Raw genomic sequence first — 26,260 nt, 5'->3', positions numbered from 1 at the left:
AAAGCTCGTCACTGAGCATCAATCGGGGCATAGCAAACCCGCAGGGTGATTGGTATAGGAACCGTAATTCTGCGGGTTTGCTGCGCTTCTTCAATATACCGAAGTCAAAACGTCAACAGACCCTAGTTCAATTTGCAGTGCTTTACCGGGAACTGCTAAGCGACCGACCGTAGTAAAGCCATGTTCTGCTGGCAATGTAACTGTTACCGTTTCATCCGCGGTTGAAACAGGCAAGCTGGCTGCAGTACTGGACGCGAAGGTGCCAAGGTCCGTTTGTGCAACGTTCTTGTTCCGTACGTAGGCAACCCAGGTATCCGCAACGATCGCTTTTTGGAAGGCGATGGTTTGGTTCGCTTTATCGAGTGGGTATTTGATCTGTTTACGCGTTACGTCGGCCCATAGTGCAATCAACCTTAGTAGTGTGGTGTTGGAGGTAGTGAAGATATTCCGCCCCCTTTGGTTGAATTCATCGATCTGGTTGCGAAACACTTCTGCAGGCTTAAGCAATTCAGTTTGAAGACCAGGGACGTCTGTGCAATTGTTACCAGAACACTTGCTCCAGTCGTAGTCTGTGCGGAAGCTTTCATTGGCTAGCCTGTTCAATAGTGGCAGTACATCCGTAAACTGGGTTGTAACGGTGAGGTTGTTCGCACTGCTGCGGCCTGATGCTACAGCATCTGCCTGCCAATAGTTGCCATTGTCACCACCGAACGAGAGGCCCATGGCGGCCAATGTTTGTTGGCCAGAATCGCTTTGGCTCCAATTGCCGGTATGCAGATAGAGCACGGGTTTGCCAGATTTGATTAGTGCACGGATATTGGCCTCAAGACTCGGGCTTGCTGTTACTCCGCTTCCAACCACTAATAGCTGTGCTTCCTTTGCACAATTTGAATCAGCGATGAAGTCACAATTTAAGTTGGTTGCTTTCACTTCCGCTTTGTTCAAACCAGTTAAGCCCTGATTGGCGTCGAGCCCAACCCAGGCTAAGCGCAATGAGCTGGACAAGGTACTGTCGGCATCGCCTTGAACCAGCCAGCTCAGTAAGCGTTTGAATTCGGGTATATGTGCTGTGTTGCTGCCGTTCTGGAATTGCTCCAATACATTGACACCATACCCGCCGCTACGACCGCCTTCTGCAACGCTGATACTGGCTAATACATTGCCTTTGTCTCCCACAATCAGTGGCTGTGCCTGTTCGTTATTCGAGGGCAATACAAATTGGCTTTGTTGGCCGGGCCGATATTCACTGCTTACACCTTTGCTTATTGCTGCAATCCGAGCAGTCTGCTGATCTGTGATCTGTGATCTGTGATCTGTGATCTGTGATCTGTGATCTGTGATCTGTGATCTGTGATCTGTGATCTGTTGAACAAAATCGCGTGCCCGAATAGCCACTTCCTTTGCATCATTAAGTGCACTTGGATCTCCACTGACTAGTGCTGCATCGAGTGCAGAACTGGGCGGTGTAGTAGGTGGGACAGTGGGCGGGACAGTAGGTGGCACAGTAGGTGGCGTGACCGGAGTAGTGCTTGTATTGCTATTACTGCCACCACCGCCGCCACAAGCGGTCAGCAATGCAGTGAATAAGAGGCTAAGTAGAAGGCTGGAGCGGCGCATCGGTCAAGATTCCTCGGCAAGTAACCCGGTAACTTCGTTCGAGTCACCGGAAAGCGCGCGAAATCTATCATGACGAATGCATTAATATGCGAATGCTCTGATAGTCTGTTGGAATAATTTCTCTGTGAAAACAGTTACCTATGTACCTGCTAGTAAGAGCAGCTTGGGTTGCAGAGTACCGGGCAAGCGTACCTCAATGAACGCACTTACGGCGCATTGCGAGGAAGTGGAATACAGTCCAGATCGTTGGCGAAAGACAGCTTACCTTGGTAATACTTACGTATGGCTTGTTGGGTATCCTGCTCACGTCCGAGCGTCCGATTCATACGATGCGACAGTAGCAGCGTCTTGATACCGCTTGCCGCTGCGATTTCTCCAATGCGCGAGGGTGGCATATGCAGCGCGCGTTCAACACCTCGGGCACCCTCCGGTACCGCATTGTGGGCGACGAGCAGGCCAGCTCCCTGCGCCAGCTTCTGCAACGCATCACCATTGCCATTCGTGTCGCCCGAAAAAACCACGGAACGATCGCCGAGCGTTACTCGCCATGCCAGTGCTGGTACCGCCCCATGTGTTACACCGGCCGCTGTCAATGTCAGGTCACCTTCCTGATAAGGTGTCAGGGTTGCACCCTCTTCGGGCAGGACATCTTGCGGTTGCAGACGGTAAGCCGGGTCGTCATTACCGGATACAAAGCTGTCCAGATAACGGTATGCGCCATCGGGAGACGCAAAAAGCGCTTTCAACCAATCGGTGGTTGCGGGAAAACGACTGCTGCCATCCGGCCCGAGAATGGGTAGATCTTTGTTGCGATCACTGAAGAAGCCATTCTTCACAAAGGCTGGCAGGTCAGCGCTATGGTCTGCATGGAGATGCGTCAAGGCGATTACGTTCAGCGTCTCATAGCGTGCGCCTACCCGACCAAAATTCACTGCACTGCCTGGCCCTGCATCGATCAGTACACGTGCATTTCCCTTATCCCAAATCAAATAGCTGCTCTGTGCCCGGCCATTAAGCTCCGGCCCACCAGAACCCAGGACTTGAAGATAAACCCCGTTTGCAGGGCATCGGCTTGGTGCTGCCAAGGCGATTGACCCGGACAGGACAGACAACGCAAGACACAGTGTCTTGAAGGCGGATGTATACATGAAGGGAGCTTTCGGATTGTTGACTACATTGAGTCATATGACCGTTGCCAGTCATTTGTCTGCTTAAGTGCTCAAGCATTATTGGCATCGAAGTCAGCATTTCGTACAAGAAATACGACGAAGATGCAGACTGATTGTGTTAACGCATAGGGGGTGCTTGCAATTGGGGGCTTCCATGCGGATGCTGTGAGCACAAAGACAAGCTGTAAAAGTGTATGGGAGGAGAAAAATAATGAACAATCCACGCCGGTCCAATCGGCCACTAGCTCAAATCCGGGCTGTTGGTGGGGTATATGTCGATCAGGTCGTGGCCGATTTTCGCGCATTACCACCTGAGGCTGAAAAGCTGCCTCGATATGCCGAAGCCAAACAGCTGGCGGATGACTGTGACAACCTTGACTGGCAGCAGCTGTTCACCCTCGAACTATGGGTATTGCAGCTGATGCCGAAGCATCAGTTGGAAGAGCGGGCTGCTGTGCTAGGGCAGATATTTACCAATGCTGCCAACGAACGCCCGGTGGAGACTGAAGAGGAGTATGAGGATCGCCTACGTTGCTGGGCGCTCAACATGCAGTCGGAACGTCAATGGGTGTTCCGCAAGAATCTGTTGCGGGAACAGGAAGCATGGCGTTTGAGAAAGCGGCTGGGCGAAACGCTTTTGTGGGTTACGGTGCTTGCTTTGGCTTTAGCCTGCTTTAGTTCACTGGTCGAAATGCCGGCAGTCGCTATTTTGGCGATGGTGTCCTGGCTTGGGATAAGTGGTGGCTATGCCAGTATCGCACGCAGGGCCCAGCCCGCCAGCGCCACCCGGCCTGGCGAGACGAACAGTGGTACCGCGTTTGGTAATCTGTGTGCGCTGGATGTGGGGCAGGGCAGTGTGGTACAGGCTATGCTGCTTGCCGGTTTGTTCGCAACGGTGGCTTATGGGCTGCTTGCCAGCGGACTATTGGGTCAACTGCTGCAGGATGGTGTCAACAACACGCTGTTCCCCCAGTTTTCCCCAATAAATGAGCTGGGCTTGCCGCTACCCAAAAGTGGTGACGATGTCGCCAAGCTTGGTGTATGGAGTTTTCTCGCCGGTTTCGCTGAGCGTCTTGTGCCGGATGTATTGGACAAACTCAGTGGCAAAGGAGGCGCGAAGGCTGATCCGTCTACCGCAGAATAAAGAGATCAGGGGTTTCGGCCAACCCCTCGTTTATCATAGGCAGCCCCAAGTTTATCTAAGAGCCGACCATGTCCCACGCTGCTGACTTTCTGCCCACTGCCCTTCGTTTGGCCAATGCTGCCCGTTCCGTCATCCTTCCTTACTACCGTTCTGGATTGGCAATCGACGACAAGGCCGATGCCAGCCCTGTGACATTGGCCGATCGTGGCGCTGAGCAAGCCATGCGTGCGATCTTGAATGCCGAGCTGCCTGAACACGGCATCATCGGCGAAGAGTTCGGCAATGAACGTGATACGGCGGAATGGGTGTGGGTGCTCGACCCGGTGGATGGCACCAAGAGCTTTATCGTGGGCCGTCCCACCTTCTGCACTTTGATCGGCTTGCTGCATTACGGTAAGCCGGTGCTGGGCATTATCGACCAGCCTGTGCTTGCTGAACGTTGGGTAGGCGTATCGGGGCAGTCCACCACGCTAAATGGTGTACCTGTGAGTACAGCGGAGACAAAAGATCTTGCCAAAGCCCGCCTTGGTTCGACGGGGCCGCAATATCTTACGGGTACTGTGGGTGAGCGCTTCAACGCGCTTGCGGCAAGTTGCCGTTTCACAGTCTGGGGGGGGGATGCGTATCTATATGCGTTGCTGGCCCAAGGTGGGTACGATTTGGTGGTAGAAAGTGGTCTGAAATTGCATGACTTCGCAGCACTGGTGCCTGTAGTACAAGGCGCGGGTGGCTTGATGACCGATTGGCAGGGGGAGCCGTTGACTCAGGCGTCAGCAGGGCAGGTGTTGGTTGCTGCGAATGCGTCATTGCATGCGGCAGCGAAAGCGGTCCTAACAGCTTAGAAGCTGTTCAAAGTCTGCTGCGCGTTAGCGATACGGCGTTGAAACGCCCTCGGAACACTTTGTAATTCGGCTTCCTCGGGCGTTCCCGCGTTGTGCTTGCCCTGACTCGCGAAGCGTTGATCTGGTTTCTAGAAAGTCTTCAGTGCCCCTATCTTGATGGCGTGATCACTGTTCGAACGGCTGCTCAGACCACGATACCGTGCGCTGATGCTGAAGGTTGAACTAAGCCGCTTGTCGTACGCGATATCGGTCAGCAAGGCATTGCGACCTGTCCTTGGGCCTGCAGTTTCAAAGGGCAAGGTTCCCGGCGCACTGGCGAAACTGAGCTGTGTGGTTGGAGGCGTTGCATGGTAGTAGTGCTGCCACCCAAGCTGAGCTGCCAGATACGATTGGTCGTGCAGATTCAGTTTACTCCGCAGGCCGAGCACCGACAGTGTGCTGGTCGTAGCGTGTGCGCTACCCGTTAGCGCAGCTGCACCACCAGATTCGGTCAGGGCGGCTTGTTTGACCCGAACGCTGGCCAGCATCGCAACTGGTTCGATTTCGGTAGCAGACCCTATCGGGACACGATAAGCGATTTCGGCAAATGCCTGCCGTCCCTTCACATCGTAATTTGCTGTCAGCGTATTGCTGATCGCACCAACCTGCACACGGCGGGTGCTATCCATCTCACCCTGGTTCCACCCCAAGCCACCACGTAATTGCAAGGTTTTCGACCGGCTGCCGGCATAGAGAAGCAGTTGCTTGTTCTTCAGGGTTCCATTGCTTGAACGGGCGTCGATATCCAGGTCGGTATCAGTAAATGCACCTGCTAAACCGATGCGCCAGTTACCTGCCGTTACTGTATCCAGACCGACGACAACGCCCTTTTGCTTGCGGTCCAACTTTGCGGCGTTGCCATCGTCTTTATGTTTACCCCAGTTATGGACCAATTGGGCCCATGCGCCGGACTCGCTATCGGTTGCGCCATATAGCCGTGATAGTGCGGCTTCACGCGATATGCGTGCATCCTCCCGCCCGGCAAGGTTGGAAGCGGTATGGATTTCCCCCGATGTGGCGTCAAAAGCAGCGCGTGCATTGGTTTCATCCATGGCAACTACTGCGTCATAAAGGCTGTTGCCGGCTCCGAGGGACTGCAGGCCGTCCGCTGTGCCGCGCTGATTCGGTGTCTGGGCAACCGTGCTGAAGGCCACGCTGTTACGGTTCAGCTGTAAATAGACATTGGTTGCATCGTATGCCAGTGCCGGGTTAAGAAACGCCAGATTGCTGGTGACCTGGTCGAACTTGCCGTTGACTGTGCCGGTAACGGTGGCGATCGTATAAGTAGTGGAAGCCTTGTAATCCCCATTGGCTGCCAACACCCGAACCGTACCGCCGGTGATGGTCATCTTGCCCGTGCCTTGCAACAGGTCGTTGTGCCCCGCTGCATCGACTTCAACTTCATAGATCGAGCCCGGTGTGAAATTGATGTCGTTGCTGACCTTGAGCACGCCGATTGAGTTACCCGGCGCGGTAATGCCACCATTGTTCACGGTGAGCCCACCTAAGGTGCCATTACCACCTACGGTGCCGCCGGTATCCACCATGACTGCAGATGGCAGCGACCCGTTGACAGCAAGCAGGCCGCCATTGACGGTAGTCCCTCCGGTAAAGTTGCTTGTACCGGTCAGGTTCAATGTGCCGGTACCGCTCTTGATCAATCGACTGGTACTGTCGCCTGCCAGTACGCCCCCAAACTCAGAGTCTGTCGTCTGGAGCAGCGTCAGCGTCCCATTGTTGAGGTTCAGCGTCCCAGCTGGGCCCGAGAGCCCTGCTACGGTCTGGCTGCGTCCTCCGAGGTCAAAATTACCCGAGGTAAGGACGAGTGTGGTGACAGGGTTCAGGTCCGCCGCCAGGATAAGTCTGCCGCTTTTGACGATGGTTGCACCGGTATAGGTGTAGGTACCGGTCAGGCGTACCAAGCCGGCGCCTTCCTGCCGTAGTTCGCCATCGCCAGACAAAGCCCCGGTGTAATCGTAGTCATCTGATCGTGCAAAGATCAGTGTGCCATCGTTGCGTATGGCGCCGGCGAGGTCCCCGCTGGCTCCGCCATTGCCGATCTGCAATGTGCCATTACGTTGCAATGTCACACTGCCGGCCAAGCGGCCTGTCAGCAGCACGCTGCCGGCGTCTATGGTCGTAGCGCCCGAGAAACCGCTGTTATCGCCCGTCAACGTCAGTTTGCCTGCACCTGTTTTGCCGATAGTGCCGGTGCCGCTGACCGAACCGGCAAACTCCAGGTCGTCTGTGCGGTTGAAGGCGAGCGTCGCATTATTGATGATATCGCCTGCAAGATTGCCACCATTGCCGATCTGTAAGGTACCTGCGCTGATGATGGTGCCACCGGTGTGGCTGGTATTACCGGTAAGCGTTAGGGTGCCGGCGCCATGTTTGACCAGTGTGCCACTGCCGGTGACCGCACCCGCGAAGTTGATGTCATCGGACCGATTGAAAGCGAGTATCGCGTTGTTGGTGATATCGCCGGTTACGTTACCACTGGTGCCGCCATTCCCCAGCTGTAAGGTACCGGTGCTGACGGTAGTACCACCTGTGTGAGCGTTCGTACCAGTCAGTATCAGCACACCGGTGCCTTGTTTGGTGACAGCACCACTGCCGCTGATAGTACCGGCAACGTTGATGTCATCGGATCGGTTGAACAAGAGTGTCGCGTTGTTCGTAATATCTCCGGCCAAGCTACCACTGTTGCCACCGCCTCCGACTTGCAAGGTACCTGCGCTGATCGTCGTACCGCCGGTATGGCTGGCAGCGCCAGTAAGTGTCAGCACCCCGGCACCTTGTTTGATGAGTGAACCGCTGCCCCTGACAGCACCCATGAAGTTGCTACCATCTGCACGGTGGAAGACAAGGGAGGCGTTATTGGTGACATCACCTGCCAAGCTGCCGGTGGTGCTGCCATTCCCAACCTGAAGCGTTCCTGCGCTGATCGTCGTGCCGCCGGTATGGCCGGCAGTGTTGGCGAGTGTCAGTATTCCACTGCCTTGTTTGACGAGCACCCCTGTGCCGCTGATGGTGTCGGTAAAGCTGATATCGTCCGACCGATTGAATGCCAACGCTGCGTTATTGACCACACTTCCCACCAAGCTGCCGCTGATGCCACCGCTACCAATCTGCAAAGTACCGGCGCTGATGGTAGTGCCGCCCGTATAGGTATTGGCATTGGAAAGTGTCAGTATTCCGTTGCCCTGTTTAAGGAGCGCGCCACTGCCGCTGATGATGTTGCTGAAGCTGATGTCATCAGACCGGTTGAAAGCCAGTACTCCATTATTGGTGACATCACCCACCAGACTGCCGCTGTTGCCGCCGCTGCCAATTTGCAGGGTACCTGCGCTGACGGTAGTGCCGCCGACATGTGTATTCATACCGGACAATGTCAATACGCCAGCACCTAGTTTGGTGAGCGCACCAGCGCCACTGATGTTACCGGTGTAACCGAGATCGTCCGACCGGTTGAAGGTGAGGGCGGTGTTGTTGATGACATTACCTGCCAAGCTGCCGGTGGTGCCGCCATTACCAACCTGTAGTGATCCGGCACTGATGGTGGTATCGCCGGTATAGGTATTTGTGCCTGAGAGCGTCAGTACCCCTGCACCCTGCTTGGTCAGCGCACCGGTTCCACTGATATTGCCGGTGAAATTGATATCGTCCGACCGGTTGAAAGCCAACGTTCCATTGTCGGTCACATTCCCCACGATGTTGCCACTGGTGCCGCCATTACCAATCTGCAGTGTACCTGCGCTGATGGTGGTGCCACCGGTGTAGGATTGGGTGCTGGAGAGCGTCAGGGTGCCTGCGCCCTGTTTGACGAGTGCGCCGCTGCCGCTGATGGTGTTGGTGTAGCTGATGTCGTCCGATCGGTTGAAGGCGAGAGCGGCATTATTGGTGATATTGCTTGCCAGGCTGCCCGTGGTGCCGCCATTTCCAATCTGCAGAGTACCCGCACTGATCGTCGTACCACCTGTATGGCTGATGGTGCTGGCTAACGTTAGTACTCCGCTACCTTGTTTGATGAGTGCTCCGGTTCCGCTGATAGCGCCGGCAAAGCTGCTGTCGTCCGACCGGTTGAAAGCAAGAGTGCCATTGTTGGTGACGTCCCCTGCAAGGCTTCCGATTGTGCCGCCACTTCCGACCTGCAAGGTACCGGCGTTGATGGTGGTGCCCCCGGTGCTGGTATTTGCACCGGTGAGTGTCAATGTGCCGTTTCCCTGCTTGGTAAGCGCACCACTACCGCTGACCACGCCGGTGTAGCTGATGTTGTCGGACCGGTTGAAAACGAGGGCAGCATTATTGGTGATATCGCCGACAAGGCTGCCGGTGGTACCGCCACTGCCGATCTGCAATGTGCCCGCGCTGATCGTGGTGCCGCCCGTATAGGTATTGGCATCCGAGAGTGTCAACACCCCGGCACCTTGCTTGGTGACCGCACCACTGCCACTAATCACATTGGCAAAACTGATGTTGTCGGACCGGTTGAAGGTCAGCGCCGCATTATTGGTGATGTTGCCTGCTACGCTGCCGGTAGTGCCACCACTGCCGATTTGCAGCGTGCCCGCGCTGATCGTCGTGCCGCCGGAATGCGTATTGGTACCCGAGAGCGTCAATATCCCAGCGCCTTGTTGGGTAAGTACCCCAGTGCCACTGATGTTACCGGTGTAGCTGAGATTGTCCGACCGGTTGAAGGTGAGGGCTGCATTGTTGGTGATGTTCCCAGTCAAACTGCCTGTGGTGCCACCGCTACCGATCTGCAAGGTGCCCGCGCTGATCGTCGTGCCGCCGGAATGCGTATTGGTACCTGAGAACGTCAATACCCCAGCGCCTTGTTTGGTCAGCGCCCCTGTGCCGCTGATGTTTCCGGCGTAGCTGATGTTGTCTGACCGATTGAAAGTGAGGGCGGCATTGTTAGTGACGTTGCCCGCAATGCTGCCGGTGGTGCCGCCGTTACCGATTTGCAAGGTACTGGCGCTGATGGTGGTGCCACCGGTGTAGGTATTCGCGCCGGAGAGCGTCAGTGTGCCCGCACCCTGTTTGATGAGTGCGCCACTACCGCTGACCACGCCGGTGTAGCTGATGTTGTCGGACCGGTTGAAGGCGAGGGTGGCGTTGTTGGTAATGTTACCTGCCACGCTGCCGGTGGTGCCGCCGCTGCCAATCTGCAAGGTGCCTGCACTGATGGTAGTGGCGCCGGTATAGGTATTGGCGCCCGTCAACGTCAGCGTGCCGCTATTTGCCTTGGTTAGGCCGCCAGTACCCGAGATGACGCCGGAAAGTGTCTGACTGCCGCTGGTGCCAGCTGTTAATGTGCCGCTGCCCAGTACCACATTACCGGCCCCGCTTACTGCACCGAGTGTTTTGCTGAAGTTGTTCAGGTCCAGCGTCGCACCGGCGCTGATGGCGACATCATTGCTGTCTGCAATCCCGCCTACCGCACCCAGTCTTACGGTACCGGCCGATATGGTTGTGGTGCCGGTATAACCATTGGCATACGACAGTACGAGCGTGCCTGCGCCGGTCTTGTTCAAGGAACCGGCAGGTGTGCCATTGCCGACATACCCCAGCACCGTGGTAGTGGTACCGGTGGCAATGTCCATTGTTGCGCTGCCGTTCAGATAGATGTAGCGGGTATTTTCCAGCGTGGTCGTGTTGGTAACAGCCAGGGTGGTACCAGTACCAATCGTGACATTGTTGTAGGCATAGCCCAGGTTGGCTGCTGCCCCGACCGAGAGCGTACCGCCGTTGATGGCGATTCCACCGACGAAATTATTGGTAGCAGAGAGGGCCAGGGTACCGCTACCCATTTTATTGAGCGCTTCGGTTACACCCGAAATCACTTGCCCGTTACCACTGATCTCGTTTCCGTAGGTTACTGTGCCGGAAGTCACCGAAACACCAAGACGCAGGCCGTTGAGGTAGATGCTTGCGCCCGATGCACTGCCATTACTGCCTACTGTACCAGGAAATGCGCTTGACCCGGCTCCCGTCCCACCCGCACCTGCAGTCCCGCCCGTTGCTGTAGCGCCGCTAATGGCGGTGTCGATGATTGTTAATGATCCACCCGCATCGGCAAAGATTGCACCGCCATTCCCATTACCGCCATTACCGCCATTACCGCCATCGGCCCCAGGGCTGTTGACACCGTGCTGAGTGGCACCTTGTCCGCCAGTACCACCTGAACCACCGCCACCACTGCCTGCGCCACCAGACAAACTTGGGGCCGAATAGTCTCCATTGCCGGCTGGTTCTTTGCCACCACCACCGCCACCACCCGAACCTAAGGCAGACCCAGCTGTTCCGACCGTGGCATTGCCACTATGGCCACCCGTACCACCTGCGCCGCCACCGCCGATAGTGGCGCCGCCATTCAACACGCCACCTGCGCCACCATTGCCCCCGGTGACCATATCTGCCGAGGTGTTCTGCGCGCTCCCACCGGCTCCACCCGTACCGCCGATAGCACTGTTGGAACTGAAGCTGACACCCGTCAACGTCACGTTGGCACCACCACCGACGAACAGACCACCACCGGCACCAGTGCCACCCCCACCACCGGCGCCCGACCCATAGGCCAGCGGGACAGTGTAATAACCAGCGTAACCTGCCTGGCCAGTACCACCTTGGGCGCGTGTATTGGAAATGGTCAGCGAGGAGATATTGACGGTGGGTGTTTGATTACCTTGTATGGATATGCCTTGGTAGGTGGAAGCGCCATTGACAGTCATGCCTCCGCCATTGATGTTGACGGTGACGTTGGCGGCATTTGCCTGTAACGCGGTAAGCGAGCTGGTAAGTGTAAAATTCGAGGTGAAGTCAATGGTGATGGTGGAACCCGCACCCGCGGCGCTGACAGCTGCCATGGCAGTTGCCCAGTCTGACTCGTTGGCAACATTGATCGCGAAGCTTTGTAGGGGAAAGGCCAGCAATATGGCCGCTACGCTGCGACGCAAAGCATGCCGTACTGCAGCTGGTCTATGCCTTTGGGCCGCAACAATACCGCACACGGGGGAAGGGTTACGACGCGCCATGCTGGATCTCCTCGACAAAAGAAGCCTTAGAACCTGCTTAAACAGCTTCCAGGTAACCACCGGTTGCCTTCAGCCTTTGGCTTTCACGCCATTGACAGTGCAACGCTCGTTATCCTTTTGTCTTATAAGCTTACTGATGCTTGTTCAAGGAATTTCGCATGGGGAATGCATGAGAGGTTAGCAAGCGTCTGTTCGTGATCAGCACTGGATTTGCCAGGTACAAAAAGTCATGCCTCCTTGCGGGGGCATGTGAACCAGCTGTAGGAACCCGTAAGTGGCATCCACAGATGGCAAATGGAGATGCCGAGGGTGTTTTCAGCTGCGCATCACTGATGCTCAGTGGGCCTTGAACGGATTCTTATAACCTGTTTACGATCTGTCACGAGCAGCCGTCAGCAGGGTGAAGCGCAGCACAGAAGCCGGAATGTACTCTTGTACATGAGGACTCGAGCAGCACATGATCCCGATCACGGCTGTGCAGTAAGATCCTAAACAGGTTCTTATTGCTTCATCAAATCCTCAAGCATCTTGGCCAGGCGCTTTACCGATACCGGATAAGGTGTACGTAATTCCTGCGCGAACAGGCCGACGCGAAGTTCTTCGAGCATCCACCGGAATGGCAGCAGAGGCGCAGGGTCGCGGCCCTGCTTACGCCACTTGTCCTGCTCGGCTTCCCAGCGTGCCCACAATGCCGCAACCTCTTCTCCACGTTGGGCATCGCGGATTTGATTGGCATTGAATTTCTCCAGCCTGACCTTGATGGCTTTCAGGTAACGCGAGAGATGAGTCAACTGCTCCCATGGCGTTGTGCTGAGAAAGCCTTTGTAGACAAGCTTTCCTAACTGCTGCCTCAACTCACTCTGTATGCGTACCGGTTTGGACAGCAGGTTCTGCAGCTGTTGATGTTCGGTTGCGACCTCCTGCAATACCCGGTAGGCAGCATCGCGCACTGCAGGCAGGCGGGTTTTGGCGCGCTGCCTCTGGTTGTCGAAATCCTTTTTCGAGCGGGGCAGCGGGTCTTCACCAATAAAAGCCCGGTCACATACCGTGGTGACCAGGTCATCCATCAAGCTGTCTGAATCGGTAACGCCGCGCAGCAGCAGGGCGGTTTGGGTGAAGTTGGGGAAACACTTGGGTAGCTGCTTGACCTGTTCCTTCAGCTCGAACTGCATCAAGCGCACTACGCCTTTGCGGTGCTCGGCTTTGGCAATCGACTCTACATCGAACAGGCGGATGGCGCAAGTGCTCTCATGAGGCACCAACGCCGGGAAACCTGTGAGCATCGCGCCGTGGCGCTCAAAGGTGAGTTTGGCCGGCAGGTCGCCAAAGTCCCAGCTTGTTATGCCTTCCTTCTCGATTGAGGGACCGCTTGCCTTGCTCTTTGTTGGTGCAACGTTGTCACTTTGGCGGTGTGGTTTGCCGGAAACAGCTGCTCCCTTATTCGTGCTGGTATGGGCTGAACTGGCAGGTGACGCGGCGACTTCGCGGAAGGTTATCTGCGCTGCCTCGCCAAGCTTGGCACGCAAAGCGACGAGGTCGCGACCACTCGCCAGCTCCTGCCCGGCATCGTCCACCACGCGGATATTCATGCGCAGGTGGGGTGGGAGATCACTGGTATCGAACTCATCCATGCTGACCGGCTGGCCAACACCCCGGCTGACAGCATGTGCCAGTTGGGGCATTAGCGCCGATTTGCGATCTGCTTTATCAAGCTCCACCAACATCCGGGTGACAAAGTCGGGTACCGGCACACATAGGCGGCGCACATTCTTGGGGAGTGATTTGACCAGCAGGGTGATTTTTTCACGGATCAGTCCGGGCACCAGCCAGTCGAAGGCGTAACCATTCACCTTGTTCAACAGATGCAGCGGGAGCTGCACAGTCACGCCATCGAGCAGATGGCCCGGCTCAAAGCGGTAAGCCAAGGGCAGGTCGATGCCATCGAGCGTCAGCTGCGGTGGAAACTGCTGTTCGGTGATGGCTTCACCGGCATGGCGCATCAGGTCTTCGCGGCTCAGGAACAACAGCTGTGGCTGTTCCTTCTCGATCTGCTTACGCCAGGTATCAAACCCTTGGCCGTTGACGATATCGGCAGGCACTTTGCTGTCGTAGAAAGCGAACAGCACTTCCTCATCGACCAGTACATCCTGGCGGCGCGCCTTGTGTTCCAGTTCCTCGATTTCGCTGATGAGTTTCTCGTTGTGTAGCCAGAACGCAGCGCGTGTGTTGAATCGCCGGCCAGCCAACCCCTCGCGCAGCATGATTTCGCGTGCATGACCCGGGTTGACGGTGCCGTAGTGGACCTTACGACGGGCGACGACGGGCAAGCCATACAGGGTAACCCTTTCGCTTGCTACCACCTGCGCCATGCCTTCGTCCCAATGCGGCTCGAAGTAGTCCCGCTTTACCAGATGACCCGCCATCTTCTCCAGCCATTCCGGTTGAATGGCGGCGACACAACGTGCATACAGCTTGGTGGTTTCCACCAGCTCCGCGCTCACTACCCATTTGGGCCGTGCTTTTTTCAGGCCGGAACCAGGAAAGATGTTGAACTTGATGCCACGGGCGCCGAGGTATTCATCGTCATCAGGCTGCTTCATACCGATCTGACCCAAAAGACCGGCACAAAGTGCACGATGCAAGGCGTCATGCGCCTGCTGTGCAACTTGCTGGCGTTCTTTCTCGGCCTTTTTAGGCAGAGGGGGAACGTTGCTGGCGCCATCACCATACTTTGTAGGAAGGCTTGGGGCGGTTGCAGTCTTCCAGCCCATATCCTCGACGATATCGGCCAGTTGCTTATGCAGCTCGCGCCATTCCCGCATGCGCAGGTAGCTGAGGAAGTTCGAATGGCACTCCTGCACCAACAGGCGGTTGGACTGCTTATTCTTCAATGCCTGGTCGAAGAAATGCCACAGATTCAAGAGGCTGACGAAATCCGACTTTTCGTCTGCGAACTTGGCTTGCGCCCGGTCGGCTGCATCACGCGCTTCGAATGGACGTTCACGTGGGTCCTGGATGCTCAAAGCAGAAGCGATGATCAGCAATTCAGGCAGGCAGCCTTCATCGCGGCCTGCCAGCAACATACGGCCAATCTTCGGGTCGATGGGTAGGCGCGCCATTTCGTTGCCCAGGCGGGTAAGCGTACCTTGTTCATCCACTGCGCCCAGCTCATGCAGCAAGGCATAGCCATCGGCAATCAATCGGCCCGACGGTGCTTCCAGGAATGGGAAGTCTTCCACTTTGCCCAGCCGCAAAGCTTGCATGCGCAGGATCACGGCAGCGAGCGAAGAGCGGATAATCTCCGGATCGGTAAACGCCGGGCGGGCGTTGAAATCTTTTTCCGAGTACAGCCGAATGCAGACGCCAGCAGCTACACGGCCGCAGCGGCCGGCACGTTGTCGCGCACTGGCCTGGCTGATTTTCTCTATCTGCAGCTGTTCCACCTTGGCGCGGGGCGAATACCGGTTGACGCGTGCAAGGCCGGAGTCGATCACATACTTAATACCGGGTACTGTCAACGAGGTTTCCGCCACATTGGTGGAAAGCACGATGCGCCGGCCATTACTGGGGCGGAATACCTTCTGCTGATCTTCCACCGAGAGGCGAGCGAACAAGGGAACGATTTCCGCCCCCATGATCTTGGCGCGGCGTAACTCTTCGGCTGTTTCGCGGATCTCACGCTCACCGGGCAGGAAGACCAATACATCGCCAAGCCCATCATGACGCCATACTTCCAGTACAGCATCGACCACGGCCTCTTCCATTTCCAGGTCGGCGTCGTCCGCGTCTTTAGATCGCAGCTCCTTGTAGCGAACTTCCACCGGATAGGTACGACCGCTGACTTCGATGACGGGTGCACCACCAAAATGTTGGCTGAAACGGTCGGCATCAATGGTGGCAGAGGTGACGATGACCTTCAGATCGGGCCGCCTGGGCAACAGCTGCTTGAGAAAACCGAGCAGAAAGTCGATGTTGAGCGAGCGCTCATGCGCTTCGTCGACGATGATGGTGTCGTATTGACTCAAAAAGCGGTCGGTCTGGGTTTCTGCCAGCAGAATGCCATCGGTCATGAGTTTGACGAGACTCAGTTCGGACGACTTGTCGGTAAAACGTACCTTGTAGCCCACCGCGTCACCCAGCTCGGTTTTCAGCTCCTGTGCAATCCGCGTTGCAACGGTGCGTGCAGCCAGCCTGCGGGGCTGGGTGTGGCCGATCAACCCGGCCACGCCGCGTCCCAGTTGCAGGCAGAGTTTGGGAAGCTGGGTAGTTTTACCTGAACCGGTTTCGCCACAGACAATCACCACTTGGTGTGCCGCAATCGCTTTGAGTAGCTCGTCACGCCGCTGATTGACGGGCAGTGCGTCATCAAACTGGGGCTTAGGCAGCTTGGCCATGCGGGCCTGGTACTTGGCTTGGGAGGTGGCAATAGCTTGTTCCAGATCTGTTGCCAGTCGGTCTGCCGGTTGTTTTTGTTTGATGCGCTCGCGCAGTGCACGGGCTTTCTGCCGAAGTGAGTGGTGATCACGCAACAGACAGGTAGTAAGGGCTTGGTCGAACTGTGCAGGCAACATAGTGGTGGGCTTATACAGGCAAGCCGCGATTTTAAGAACTTGTTTACGATCTGTCGCTAGCGGCTTAGAACTTGTTCAAAGTCTGCTGCTACGTTGGCAATACGGCGTTGAAAACGTCCTCGGAATACTCATTTACCATGAGTAAACGTCGCTTCCTCGGTTGTCTTCGCCTTGTCTTGCCTGGCTCGCGAGACTATGAACAGCTTCTTACAACGGCTGGAATGCAAAAAAGCCCAGTCTGATGACTGGGCTTTGCGTATTGGCGGAGTGGACGGGACTCGAACCCGCGACCCCCGGCGTGACAGGCCGGTATTCTAACCAACTGAACTACCACTCCATGCTTCAGTCTTATGACTTTTGCATTAACTTGGTGGGCGATACTGGGATCGAACCAGTGACCCCTGCCGTGTGAAGGCAGTGCTCTACCCCTGAGCTAACCGCCCGAATTCGAATAAACAAGTTCGACTTCGGAAGGGCACTTCACATATTTAAACAGTGACAGTACCCTTAACAGCGTCAAGTTATCGCTGTGTACTACTGGTTACTTGCTGAGTTTTGCTGCAGGTAACCGCCGAAATAATTTGGCGGAGTGGACGGGACTCGAACCCGCGACCCCCGGCGTGACAGGCCGGTATTCTAACCAACTGAACTACCACTCCGCGCTGGCTCTCTGCGACTTGGCGTCGTTTCGAGGGGGCGGATTAAAGCATAGGCCTTCAAAAAGTGTCAACTAAATTGAATTATTTTTGCTGTAATGGCGGTGAATCTGGCTTGCTGCTATAAATGCCGGCTCATTACCCCGTAATATTTACCCTTTTAGCCACTCTCAGCGGCCTTACACAAAAATACATAGCCGGATGATCATCTCCCTGCCTGCCTCGCCTTGGTTCTATCGCTGCCTCAACGGTCTGCTCGTGTTGTTGACTGCTTGGTTGGCGGCTGGCTTCCTATGGCAATTATTTGCACCTAAATCGCCCTTGCCTGTGGCAGCGCCAAACGAAGCTCCTGTGGTGCAAGCCAGTACCGATATGTCTGCGCTCAATGCGCTATTCGGTGAGCAAGCCAAGACAGAAGTCTCATTGTCTTCACTTGGTTTGAAACTTCGCGGCGTCATTGCCACAGCTTCTCCTGCGGCCGCTATTTTCGAGCGGTCGGGCGCGTCAGCGCTTGCGGTCAAAACCGGTGAGGAAGTCGAACCGGGTGTACGCCTGGTTGAAGTTGCCGGGGACCATGCCTTATTGGACAACCGCGGTCGTCGCGAACGTATTGACCTTGATGCCAAGCCTGCGGCACAGGGCGTCAGCCCTTATGCGCCACCCCAGGTCGATACAGAAATGGAAGAGGGCCCGCCAAGCCTGCCGCCACGGATGCCTGAACCGATCACGACGTCCCGCGCTGCGAATATGGGGGCAACAACCCAAAGCCGTGGTGGTGAAAACCTGGTGATCAGTCGTCAGGCGCTGGCTGCGGGTATGCAGAATCTGAATATCAATGACTGGGTCCGTGGCCTGAGCGATGCACCTGGTGGTGCAGGCTTATTGGTCGACAACGCTGCAGCGCAGCCGTTGGCTGGGCCATTGGGACTCCAGAGCGGTGATGTGCTGACCAAGGTAAACGGTAGCCCCTTGAAGCATGCCACTGATGTCTCTGCGCTGTATTCGGCATTCAGCCGTAGCAATACCGTCAATATCGAACTTCTGCGCAATGGGACACCCATGAACCTGCGCTTCAGCATCGAGAGCCAATCTGCACAATGAAACCTTTGAAAACGCTCGTTTTTGCCATGATGTTGGCTGGCCAGGTAATGGCTGCCGATGACAAGGTAATGCTCAACTTTGTTAACTCGGATGTCGAATCAACCGTGAAGGCGGTGGGTCTGATTACCGGTAAGAACTTTGTGCTTGATCCGCGTGTGAAGGGAACGGTGAATATCGTTTCGTCCAGTCCGGTACACAAACGCGAGGTATATACCATTCTGTTGTCAGCCTTGCGTCTGCAAGGCTTTGCCGTTGTTGAAACTCCAGGGGCAGTCAAGATTGTGCCGGAGGCCGATGCCAAGCAGAACTTCGGTGTGACGGCGAACCAGAAGCTTAATGTGGGTGGTGATCGCATCGTTACGCAGGTCTATCCGCTTATGCATGAATCGGCTGCCCAGATGGTGCCGATTTTGCGTCCTTTGATTACACCGAATAATTCGATTGCTGCCTATCCAGGCTCGAATGTATTGGTGATTACCGACTATGCGGACAACGTAAAGCGGTTGAATCAGATCATTGCCAATATCGACCAGCCATCCACCAATAATCTGATTACTTTGCCGCTTCAATATGCTTCCGCGCTTGAGGTCGCCCAGATGATCGGCAAACTGATGCCAGAGGTCAGTGTCCCCGGCGTCGCATCCGCCACACCGGCCGGTGCGCAGATGGAGGGTGTACGTAGAACGTCGTTGATTCCAGATACACGGGCGAATACCTTGATTGTGCGCGGGGATAACCCGGTGCATCTGGCTCAGATCAAACAGATGGTGGATAGCCTGGACCGTGCGGGTTCAACAGGCGGGAATATCCATGTGGTCTATTTGAAAAACGCCAACGCCACCAAGCTTGCCGCGACGTTGAAAGCCATTCTGACGGGTACCGATGTCCCACAGCAGACCACGAGTACGAGCAGCAGCGCCAGCGGTACTTCGACGACCGGCACTGCCTCTGTCCCAAGTAGTACAGGCGGTGGTGGGCAGATATCACCCGGAGTGGCTGTGCAGGGTGACCCGACCACCAACGCCCTGATCGTTACCGCGCCTGACAATGTCTACAACAATATCCGTGCAGTGATTGATAGGCTCGATGTACGTCGTGCCCAGGTTTATGTGGAGGCGCTGATTGCTGAAGTCAATGTCGGCAAAGTGGGCGAATTTGGTGTCCAGTGGCTTGCTCGCGGTGAGCGTGGGGATGTGGCTGCTGCGGGGGTGAGCAACCTGGGTAAAGAAACTAGCAGCATCACCTCCATTGCTGGTGCTGTACTCACTGCAAAAAGTAATCCAGCCAACCTCGCGAATTTGCCGGCAGGCATGATCATGGGCATTGCCAATTCCAGTAAGACCTTGGGTGCAGTGGCCACGATGTTAGAAGCCAATAATGACGGCAATGTGCTGTCCACGCCAAACATCATCACCCTGGATAATGAAGAAGCCAGCATTATTGTGGGTCAGACGATTCCCGTTATTACAGGAACTCAGTCCGCCACGGGTAGTAACCCAAACCCGTTCACCAGTGTGGACCGAAAGGATATCGGCATTACTTTGAAGGTGACGCCGCAGGTGTCGGAAGGTGGCTCGATTACCATGACGGTGGAACAAGAGGTCTCAAGCATTGATACAGAGGTGTCAGCTCTTGTTACCGGTCAAAATAGCGGCGTAACAACCAAGAAGCGGCAGATTAAATCCAAAATATTGGTTAATGATGGCCAGACGATTGTGTTGGGTGGGTTAATCGAGAACAAAGTGACCCAAAGCGAGAGTAAAGTGCCACTCTTGGGTGATATCCCGGTGCTAGGGCGCTTGTTCCGCTATGAGAAGCGGGAAAATAAACGTTCCAACCTGATGGTCTTTCTGCGGCCTGTGATTTTACGTGATGACCAGAGTACTTCGGCATTGAGTAACGACCGTTACGAAATGCTGCGTAGAGACCAGATGGGATTCGTCATAGAGAATCGTGCACTCTTGCCGGATGTGCCCCAGTTGGTAGCCCCTGTATTGGATGCCCGCCCAGGAAAAGGCTTGCTGGCCCCCGAACCCGCGACGCCTGAACCGGCAGAAACTGCACCAGCTACCGCCCCATGAGCTACCAGAAACTCGCCAGTTATGGCTTTGCCCGCCAGCGTGGTGTGGTTGATGTCGCCGAGCACGACGGTACCGTGGATGTATTGCTGCGCAAGGGGACAGATCTTTCCGGGCTGATGGAGCTGCGGCGCCTGTTGGGACGGCCTGTCAATGTTGAAATGCTGGACGTGGCAATCTTTGATGCGCGCTTGGCGGGCTTGTTTTCCCGGCAGGACAATCATTCTGCCGATGTGGCGGAAGATGTTGCCGCGGATATGGACCTGAGCCGGTTGGCGCAGGATCTTCCGGCTATCGAAGATTTGCTGGAAGCCGAAGACGACGCGCCGATCATCAAGCTGATCAACGCCTTGCTGACCGAAGCCTTGCGTGAAGGGGCATCGGATATTCATATCGAGCCCTTCGAAACGCGATCTGTCGTGCGTTTCCGTATCGACGGTAAGCTCAGCGATGTGATCGAGCCCAAGCGCCAGCTGCACTCAGCTATCGTCTCGCGGGTGAAGGTGATGGCCAATCTGGACATTTCGGAAAAGCGCCTGCCACAGGATGGTCGCATCACTTTGCGTATTGCGGGTAGACCAGTGGACGTTCGTGTGTCGACCCTGCCCACGGGGCACGGTGAGCGTGCAGTGCTGCGTTTGCTGGATAAGTCTGCCGGCCGGCTCGATTTACAGAAACTGGGTATGGAGGGGCGCACCCTTTCCGTCATGCATAAGCTGATCGCCGAGCCGCATGGCATTGTGTTGGTGACGGGGCCTACTGGTTCGGGTAAGACTACCACCCTGTATGCCGCATTGGCTGCGATGGACGCGTCGACCACCAACATCATGACAGTGGAAGACCCGATTGAGTACGACCTCGATGGCGTGGGGCAGACCCAGGTCAATGCCCGAATTGAAATGAGCTTCGCCCGTGCTTTGCGCGCCATTTTGCGCCAAGACCCGGACGTGATCATGATCGGTGAAATCCGTGACCTTGAGACGGCGCAGATTGCTGTGCAGGCTTCGTTGACTGGTCACTTGGTGCTGGCAACGATACATACCAATGATGCGCCAGGCGCGGTGACCCGTATGGTGGACATGGGGATCGAGCCTTTCCTGCTTGCTTCGTCGCTGATCGGTGTATTGGCCCAGCGTCTGTATCGACAGCTTTGTCCCGCTTGCAAGATTGCCTATACGCCCGATGAAGCTGAAATGGCTGCGTTAGGTATGCGTGAAGCAAAGCCCCTATATCGGGCGGTCGGATGTGAGCAATGCAACCAGTTGGGCTACAAGGGCCGGGCTGGTGTGTATGAATTGCTGACGGTGGATGACGAAGTGCGTCGTCTGATCCACGATAGCGCAAGCGAAGCGCAGATACGTGATTACGCCAGTACGCGGGGTATGAGCAGCCTGCGTTCGGATGGCATTACCCAGGTATTGGCAGGCAGAACCACCTTGGAAGAGGTGCTGCGGGTAACGCGGGAAAGCTGATGGGTTCTGCAAAAAAGAAAAAGGCCGCAATTTGCGGCCTTTTTCTTTTGGCTTGCGAAATAACGCAGCATTTCCTATCGGTTAAGAGTCGCTAACAAAACCCGGCGAAGGGATTCTGGCTAGGCGTACAAGCGTAGACAGTACGTGGGTATGGCACGCTTGCGCAACAACGCCAGAAGGGTTTTGTTAGCGGCTCTAAATATGTAAGCAGACGGTGAAGGCAGGGTTATTTGCCGGCCATCTAATTTCCCAGATTTTGGTGGCGCGTAATGTTGGGTGAAATTCGCATTGTCTCTGCCTATATTGACTTCGTCTTCAAGCGTGCTTTGCCTGGTGTGATTGAAGAAGCTGTTCACGACTTGTCATGGATGGTCGTCAGCAGGGTGACATACGGCAAAGAAACCAGGGTGTACTACGGTATATGAGATTGTATGCATCCTGGTACGAATCCAGAACATCGCTTTAACGACGTTGAAGCGAATAAAAAACACAATCCTCAGCCCCATATGAGGAGGAAACCTGAAACATGGTAGATCTAATGCGTAACAAGTGGGCGCTGTTCGCGGTCTTCAGCATAGGCAATCTGATCCTGTGGCTCACAGAACTGCAGCATGGGTCGCTGGCGTTGGTTCAGATCGCGGCGATGGCTTTCATATTGGCGTTCTCACAGGAGAGCCGCCAAGAGACGGCTATGCCGACACAATCCCAGGGTAGAGGGTTGTTGCAACAGAACGGTCGGCTATTTGAGGAGGCTGCAACGCTCAGTACCCAGCAATTCATGCTCGCCGACAATGAATTGAAGAATGTCCTGGGTGTGCTTCACCACGCGATTGAGGAGTTAATCCGTAGCTTCAATAGCATCACCCAGCTGGCTAAGCAGCAGCAGGGGATTGTTGTGACGCTTACAGACACTCAGATCGCCAGTAATGATTCCGACACCATTACTTTCGAGCGTTTCGCACGCGAAACCAACGAGACGTTGGAGATGTTCGTCGAAAATATGCTGCAAACCAGCCATGTCAGCATTGAGCTGGTAAATCGCATGCAGGACATCGGCAACATGATCAACGGCATTCTCGCCTTTCTGGGCGATATCGATGCCATTTCCAAGCAAACCAATATGCTGGCGCTCAATGCCGCCATTGAAGCCGCCCGGGCAGGTGAGGCCGGCCGTGGTTTTGCTGTGGTGGCCGATGAAGTACGGAATCTTTCCCTGCGTACCAATGAGTTCAGCCAACGCATCCGCGACACGATCGATAGTGTCCGAACTTCCGTTTCTGCAGCCGACATCAGCATTTCGTCGCTGGCTTCGCAGGACATGAGCTATGTACTCCGTGCCAAGGAACATGTGGCGATGACTTTGGCACAGGTCAAGTCGCTTAACGATGGCATGGAAAAAGCCATGAGCGACTTGCACGTGATCGCCGGCGAGGTGGAGATCAGCACCAATGCAGCGGTTACTTCCTTGCAATTTCAAGATCTTGTTTCCCAGTCCTTGGTGCATACCAAGCTCAGGGTTGGGGTGGTCTCCAACCTGATGATGGGGCTCAAAACCTTGGCGGGTTCGTTACAGCATGGCAGCAGCCATGGCGATGAAACCCGGCACCAGGATGCGCTGAAGAAATTCGCAGATTGCGTTCATGTAGCCATGAAAGATCTGAACGATGTGGTACATCGCAATCCTGTAACGCAAACCGCCATGAAGGTGGGCGACGTTGAGCTGTTCTGAAGTTGGCTGGTCACCATAGGAGCAGGGCGACGATAAAGCCGACAAGTGCCATTGTATCGGTACACGATGTGTAGCAGGTCGTAAACAGGTGCAGATGCAGGCGCCAATGACTACGTATCACAAGCAGGGAGCACTTCATGGCAAAGACCATACTCACCGTTGATGATTCCGCAGCGATTCGGCAAATGGTGACATTTACCCTCAAGACGGCAGGGTTTCAGGTGGTGGAGGCCTCCGATGGTGAAGCTGGCTTGCGCACAGCCAAGTCGCAGAAGGTGGACCTGGTGCTTACCGACCAGAATATGCCGCGCATGGATGGCTTGAGTTTGATCCGCGCTCTACGTGCTGAACCTCAATACAAAACCACGCCGATACTGATGCTGACCACCGAGGCGGGGGATGCCATGAAGGCGCAGGGTCGGGAAGCCGGCGCAACGGGGTGGCTGGTCAAGCCGTTTGATCCACAGAAACTGCTGGATGTGGTGCGCAAGGTTCTGCCGTAAGTGCAGCCAGCATCGCTGAGATGAAGACAATCTAGGTAGGGGGAGCGTGCGTTGAACATCGATATGTCGCAGTTCATCCAGACTTTTTTCGAGGAGACAGGTGAACACCTGTCCTCGATGGAGAACCTGTTGCTCTCGTTGAATATCGAGTCCCCGGACGCGGAGGAGCTCAACGCCATTTTCCGTGCCGCGCATTCCATCAAAGGTGGGGCTGCAACCTTTGGTTTTACTGACCTGACCGAAGTCACCCATATTCTTGAGAATCAGCTTGATCGTGTACGGCGCGGTACCTTGAAGCTGCGGACCGATATGGTCGATACCTTTCTACAGGCTGGCGATGCCCTACGCGGCATGCTGGAAGCCCATCAAAATGGCGTGGAAGAGGATAAAACCTTTGCGGATGGTATCTGCAAGAAACTTCAGGCATTGGAGCAAGCTGCGCCATCGGCGGAAGCCGTAGCATCGTATTGGTGTCTGACCCTCCAGGGGCAAAAGAGTGTTGATGATAGTCTGTGCCAGGGCCTGCTCTCCCAAGGGTGGGTGCAGGATGAGGACGAGAAGGATACCTGCCGGTTTTATCTCGCCACTATGGACACGGAAGCCCAGCTGCGCGACACCCTGGATTTTGTGCTGGCGAGGGACGAATACACGCTGAAACCGGGCGATAGCGAAGCCCCATCGGCCGCACCTTCAAACGGTGTAGCGGAAGAGGGGGATGGTTACGGCTTGTTTGCCACAGAGCCCAGTACTTCTGCGAATGCGGGTGTCTTGGAAGAAGGTGACGGCTTTGGTCTGTTTGCACCAGTGCCGGACACAGGCGTACTGGAGGAAGGAGATGGCTACGGCTTGTTCGTGGCTGCACCACCCACTGCGCCTGTCAGTAATCCGATCTTGGAAGAGGGGGATGGTTACGGCATTTTCGCGCCAACACCGCCCGCGACAGCAGCAACTGCTGCACCCGCTGCTGAAGAATCCGGGCCTGCCGTCAATATGGGGCGCCGTGCAAGCGACAGGGGGGGCAAAGATGCGGCCGCCAATGCTGCTGAATCTGCTTCCATCCGCGTAGGGGTCGAGAAAGTTGATCAGATCATCAATCTGGTAGGTGAACTTGTTATCACCCAGGCCATGCTTGCGCAGGTAGCCAGTAATTTCGACCCTGCCGAACACGAACGCCTCCATAACGGTGTTGCCCTGCTGGAGCGTAATACGCGCGAATTGCAGGAGTCGGCGATGTCTATCCGCATGATGCCGATTTCATTTGTGTTCAGTCGTTTCCCGCGAGTGGTCCGCGATACCGCAGCCAAGCTTGATAAGAAGGTCAGGTTGGTTACCCAGGGTGAAGGGACGGAGCTTGATCGTGGCTTGATCGAGAAACTGGCGGACCCGCTTACCCATCTGGTCCGCAACAGCCTGGACCATGGCATTGAACGCCCTGAAGTACGGCTTGCCAAGGGCAAGGATGAGCAAGGTACCTTGACGCTGAAAGCCTTTCACCAGGGCGGCAATATCATCATCCAAGTGCTGGATGATGGTGCAGGCTTGAATCGCGACCGTATTCTTGCCAAAGCCAAGTCGCAGGGGATGAATGTCAGTGACACTATGACCGACGCGGAAGTATGGCCGTTGATTTTCGAGCCGGGCTTCTCGACTGCCGAGACCGTTACCGATGTATCCGGCCGTGGTGTGGGCATGGATGTGGTGCGTCGGAATATCCAGAGCATGGGTGGGCGCATTGATATCGATACCGTCAAGGATGGCGGGACCAGTATGACCATTCGGCTGCCGCTTACATTGGCGATACTTGATGGCATGGCCATACGCGTCGAGAAGAATGTCTATGTGATTCCATTAGCCTTTATTGTTGAATCGTTACAGCCCGACGCAGAACATATCAAGACGGTGGCCGGTAAAGGCCGTGTGGTGCATATGCGCGGCGAATACTTGCCGGTGATCACTCTGCACGAAGTGTTTGGCCTCGAGGACAGCATCCAGAGTTTCGACAATGGTCTCTTTGTTGTGTTGGAATCGGATGGTGGTCGAACCGCTTTGTTTGTCGACGATCTGTTGGGTCAGCACCAAGTCGTGATCAAAAGCCTGGAAACCAACTTCCGCAAGGTCCCCGGTGTATCGGGCGCGACCATCATGGGGGATGGGCGTGTTGCTTTGATTATCGATGTCGAATCCCTGGTACGGCTAAGTCAGGAAAAAATCAAAACGCCAATGCTGGCTGCTGAAGCGCCGGTACACGGTGCAAGCCTGCATTGACCTGCTCTGTATAGAAAATCGATTAATGAATTAGGGC

Annotated in this window: 13 protein-coding genes and 3 tRNA genes; 9 read left to right on the top strand and 7 right to left on the bottom strand. The window is 55.5% G+C overall.

The features are described 5' to 3' along the window. Window positions 1–90: 90 nt before the first annotated feature. Both ACUHMQ_RS12215 and ACUHMQ_RS12210 read right to left on the bottom strand, forming a co-directional pair. The gene (locus ACUHMQ_RS12215) at window positions 91–1,617 is read right to left on the bottom strand and encodes an ImpA family metalloprotease (RefSeq protein ID WP_445295737.1); all 1,527 of its coding nucleotides are present in this window, start codon (window positions 1,615–1,617) and stop codon (window positions 91–93) included. A gap of 206 nt (window positions 1,618–1,823) precedes the next feature. Then, window positions 1,824–2,765, bottom strand: coding sequence for an MBL fold metallo-hydrolase (locus ACUHMQ_RS12210; RefSeq protein ID WP_445295736.1), 942 nt, complete (start codon window positions 2,763–2,765; stop codon window positions 1,824–1,826). 232 nt (window positions 2,766–2,997) lie between these two features. Here ACUHMQ_RS12210 and ACUHMQ_RS12205 point away from each other — a divergent pair, with 232 nt between their 5' ends. Together ACUHMQ_RS12205 and ACUHMQ_RS12200 are read left to right on the top strand one after the other, a co-directional pair. Then, window positions 2,998–3,930 carry a hypothetical protein gene (locus ACUHMQ_RS12205; protein WP_445295735.1) on the top strand — a complete coding sequence of 311 codons (933 nt, stop codon included), beginning with the start codon at window positions 2,998–3,000 and terminating at the stop codon, window positions 3,928–3,930. A gap of 68 nt (window positions 3,931–3,998) precedes the next feature. Beyond that, the gene (locus ACUHMQ_RS12200) at window positions 3,999–4,772 is read left to right on the top strand and encodes an inositol monophosphatase family protein (protein ID WP_445295734.1); all 774 of its coding nucleotides are present in this window, start codon (window positions 3,999–4,001) and stop codon (window positions 4,770–4,772) included. A gap of 128 nt (window positions 4,773–4,900) precedes the next feature. Here the strand turns inward: ACUHMQ_RS12200 and ACUHMQ_RS12195 are convergent, their stop codons facing one another. From ACUHMQ_RS12195 to ACUHMQ_RS12175, 5 genes are all read right to left on the bottom strand, one after another. Further along, window positions 4,901–11,848, bottom strand: coding sequence for an autotransporter-associated beta strand repeat-containing protein (locus ACUHMQ_RS12195; RefSeq protein ID WP_445295733.1), 6,948 nt, complete (start codon window positions 11,846–11,848; stop codon window positions 4,901–4,903). Between the two features lie 500 nt (window positions 11,849–12,348). Beyond that, a complete protein-coding gene (gene hrpA, locus ACUHMQ_RS12190) occupies window positions 12,349–16,419 on the bottom strand; it encodes an ATP-dependent RNA helicase HrpA (protein WP_445295732.1) in 4,071 nt (1,356 codons plus the stop codon). A gap of 260 nt (window positions 16,420–16,679) precedes the next feature. After that, a tRNA-Asp gene (locus ACUHMQ_RS12185) sits at window positions 16,680–16,756 on the bottom strand. A 31-nt stretch (window positions 16,757–16,787) separates the two neighbouring features. Continuing rightward, a tRNA-Val gene (locus ACUHMQ_RS12180) sits at window positions 16,788–16,862 on the bottom strand. A 139-nt stretch (window positions 16,863–17,001) separates the two neighbouring features. Next, window positions 17,002–17,078, bottom strand: a tRNA-Asp gene (locus tag ACUHMQ_RS12175). Window positions 17,079–17,276: 198 nt separating this feature from the next. Here ACUHMQ_RS12175 and ACUHMQ_RS12170 point away from each other — a divergent pair. The 7 genes from ACUHMQ_RS12170 (at window position 17,277) to ACUHMQ_RS12140 (ending at window position 26,223) form a co-directional block, all read left to right on the top strand. Then, entirely contained in the window at window positions 17,277–18,176 is a 900-nt protein-coding gene (locus ACUHMQ_RS12170) for a type II secretion system protein N (protein WP_445295731.1), read from the top strand. After that, a complete protein-coding gene (gspD, locus tag ACUHMQ_RS12165; protein ID WP_445295730.1) occupies window positions 18,173–20,257 on the top strand; it encodes a type II secretion system secretin GspD in 2,085 nt (694 codons plus the stop codon). Before ACUHMQ_RS12170 ends, gspD begins: the two co-directional genes overlap by 4 nt. Continuing rightward, window positions 20,254–21,726 (top strand): type II secretion system ATPase GspE, encoded by a 1,473-nt coding sequence (gspE, locus tag ACUHMQ_RS12160; protein WP_445295729.1) that lies wholly within the window; start codon window positions 20,254–20,256, stop codon window positions 21,724–21,726. The genes gspD and gspE overlap by 4 nt, the downstream gene beginning before the upstream one ends. 269 nt (window positions 21,727–21,995) lie before the next feature. Next, window positions 21,996–22,151 carry a hypothetical protein gene (locus ACUHMQ_RS12155; protein ID WP_445295728.1) on the top strand — a complete coding sequence of 52 codons (156 nt, stop codon included), beginning with the start codon at window positions 21,996–21,998 and terminating at the stop codon, window positions 22,149–22,151. A gap of 101 nt (window positions 22,152–22,252) precedes the next feature. Then, on the top strand, window positions 22,253–23,455 hold the full coding sequence (locus ACUHMQ_RS12150; protein WP_445295727.1) for a methyl-accepting chemotaxis protein: 1,203 nt from the start codon (window positions 22,253–22,255) through the stop codon (window positions 23,453–23,455). A gap of 137 nt (window positions 23,456–23,592) precedes the next feature. Beyond that, window positions 23,593–23,958, top strand: a complete 366-nt coding sequence (locus tag ACUHMQ_RS12145) for a response regulator (RefSeq protein ID WP_445295726.1) — start codon at window positions 23,593–23,595, stop codon at window positions 23,956–23,958. Between the two features lie 63 nt (window positions 23,959–24,021). After that, on the top strand, window positions 24,022–26,223 hold the full coding sequence (locus tag ACUHMQ_RS12140; protein ID WP_445295725.1) for a chemotaxis protein CheW: 2,202 nt from the start codon (window positions 24,022–24,024) through the stop codon (window positions 26,221–26,223). Window positions 26,224–26,260 lie beyond the last annotated feature (37 nt).

This window comes from Chitinimonas violaceus (assembly GCF_052601015.1).
This window is presented reverse-complemented; position numbering and strand designations above follow the sequence as displayed.

Coding starts and splice junctions, on each gene's coding strand:
- ACUHMQ_RS12210 (WP_445295736.1), bottom strand. CDS start 2,765: ATGTATACATCCGCCTTCAAGACACTGTGTCTTGCGTTGTCTGTCCTG.
- gspE (WP_445295729.1), top strand. CDS start 20,254: ATGAGCTACCAGAAACTCGCCAGTTATGGCTTTGCCCGCCAGCGTGGT.
- ACUHMQ_RS12150 (WP_445295727.1), top strand. CDS start 22,253: ATGGTAGATCTAATGCGTAACAAGTGGGCGCTGTTCGCGGTCTTCAGC.
- ACUHMQ_RS12145 (WP_445295726.1), top strand. CDS start 23,593: ATGGCAAAGACCATACTCACCGTTGATGATTCCGCAGCGATTCGGCAA.
- ACUHMQ_RS12170 (WP_445295731.1), top strand. CDS start 17,277: ATGATCATCTCCCTGCCTGCCTCGCCTTGGTTCTATCGCTGCCTCAAC.
- ACUHMQ_RS12195 (WP_445295733.1), bottom strand. CDS start 11,848: ATGGCGCGTCGTAACCCTTCCCCCGTGTGCGGTATTGTTGCGGCCCAA.
- ACUHMQ_RS12215 (WP_445295737.1), bottom strand. CDS start 1,617: ATGCGCCGCTCCAGCCTTCTACTTAGCCTCTTATTCACTGCATTGCTG.
- hrpA (WP_445295732.1), bottom strand. CDS start 16,419: ATGTTGCCTGCACAGTTCGACCAAGCCCTTACTACCTGTCTGTTGCGT.
- ACUHMQ_RS12205 (WP_445295735.1), top strand. CDS start 2,998: ATGAACAATCCACGCCGGTCCAATCGGCCACTAGCTCAAATCCGGGCT.
- ACUHMQ_RS12140 (WP_445295725.1), top strand. CDS start 24,022: ATGTCGCAGTTCATCCAGACTTTTTTCGAGGAGACAGGTGAACACCTG.
- ACUHMQ_RS12155 (WP_445295728.1), top strand. CDS start 21,996: ATGTTGGGTGAAATTCGCATTGTCTCTGCCTATATTGACTTCGTCTTC.
- gspD (WP_445295730.1), top strand. CDS start 18,173: ATGAAACCTTTGAAAACGCTCGTTTTTGCCATGATGTTGGCTGGCCAG.
- ACUHMQ_RS12200 (WP_445295734.1), top strand. CDS start 3,999: ATGTCCCACGCTGCTGACTTTCTGCCCACTGCCCTTCGTTTGGCCAAT.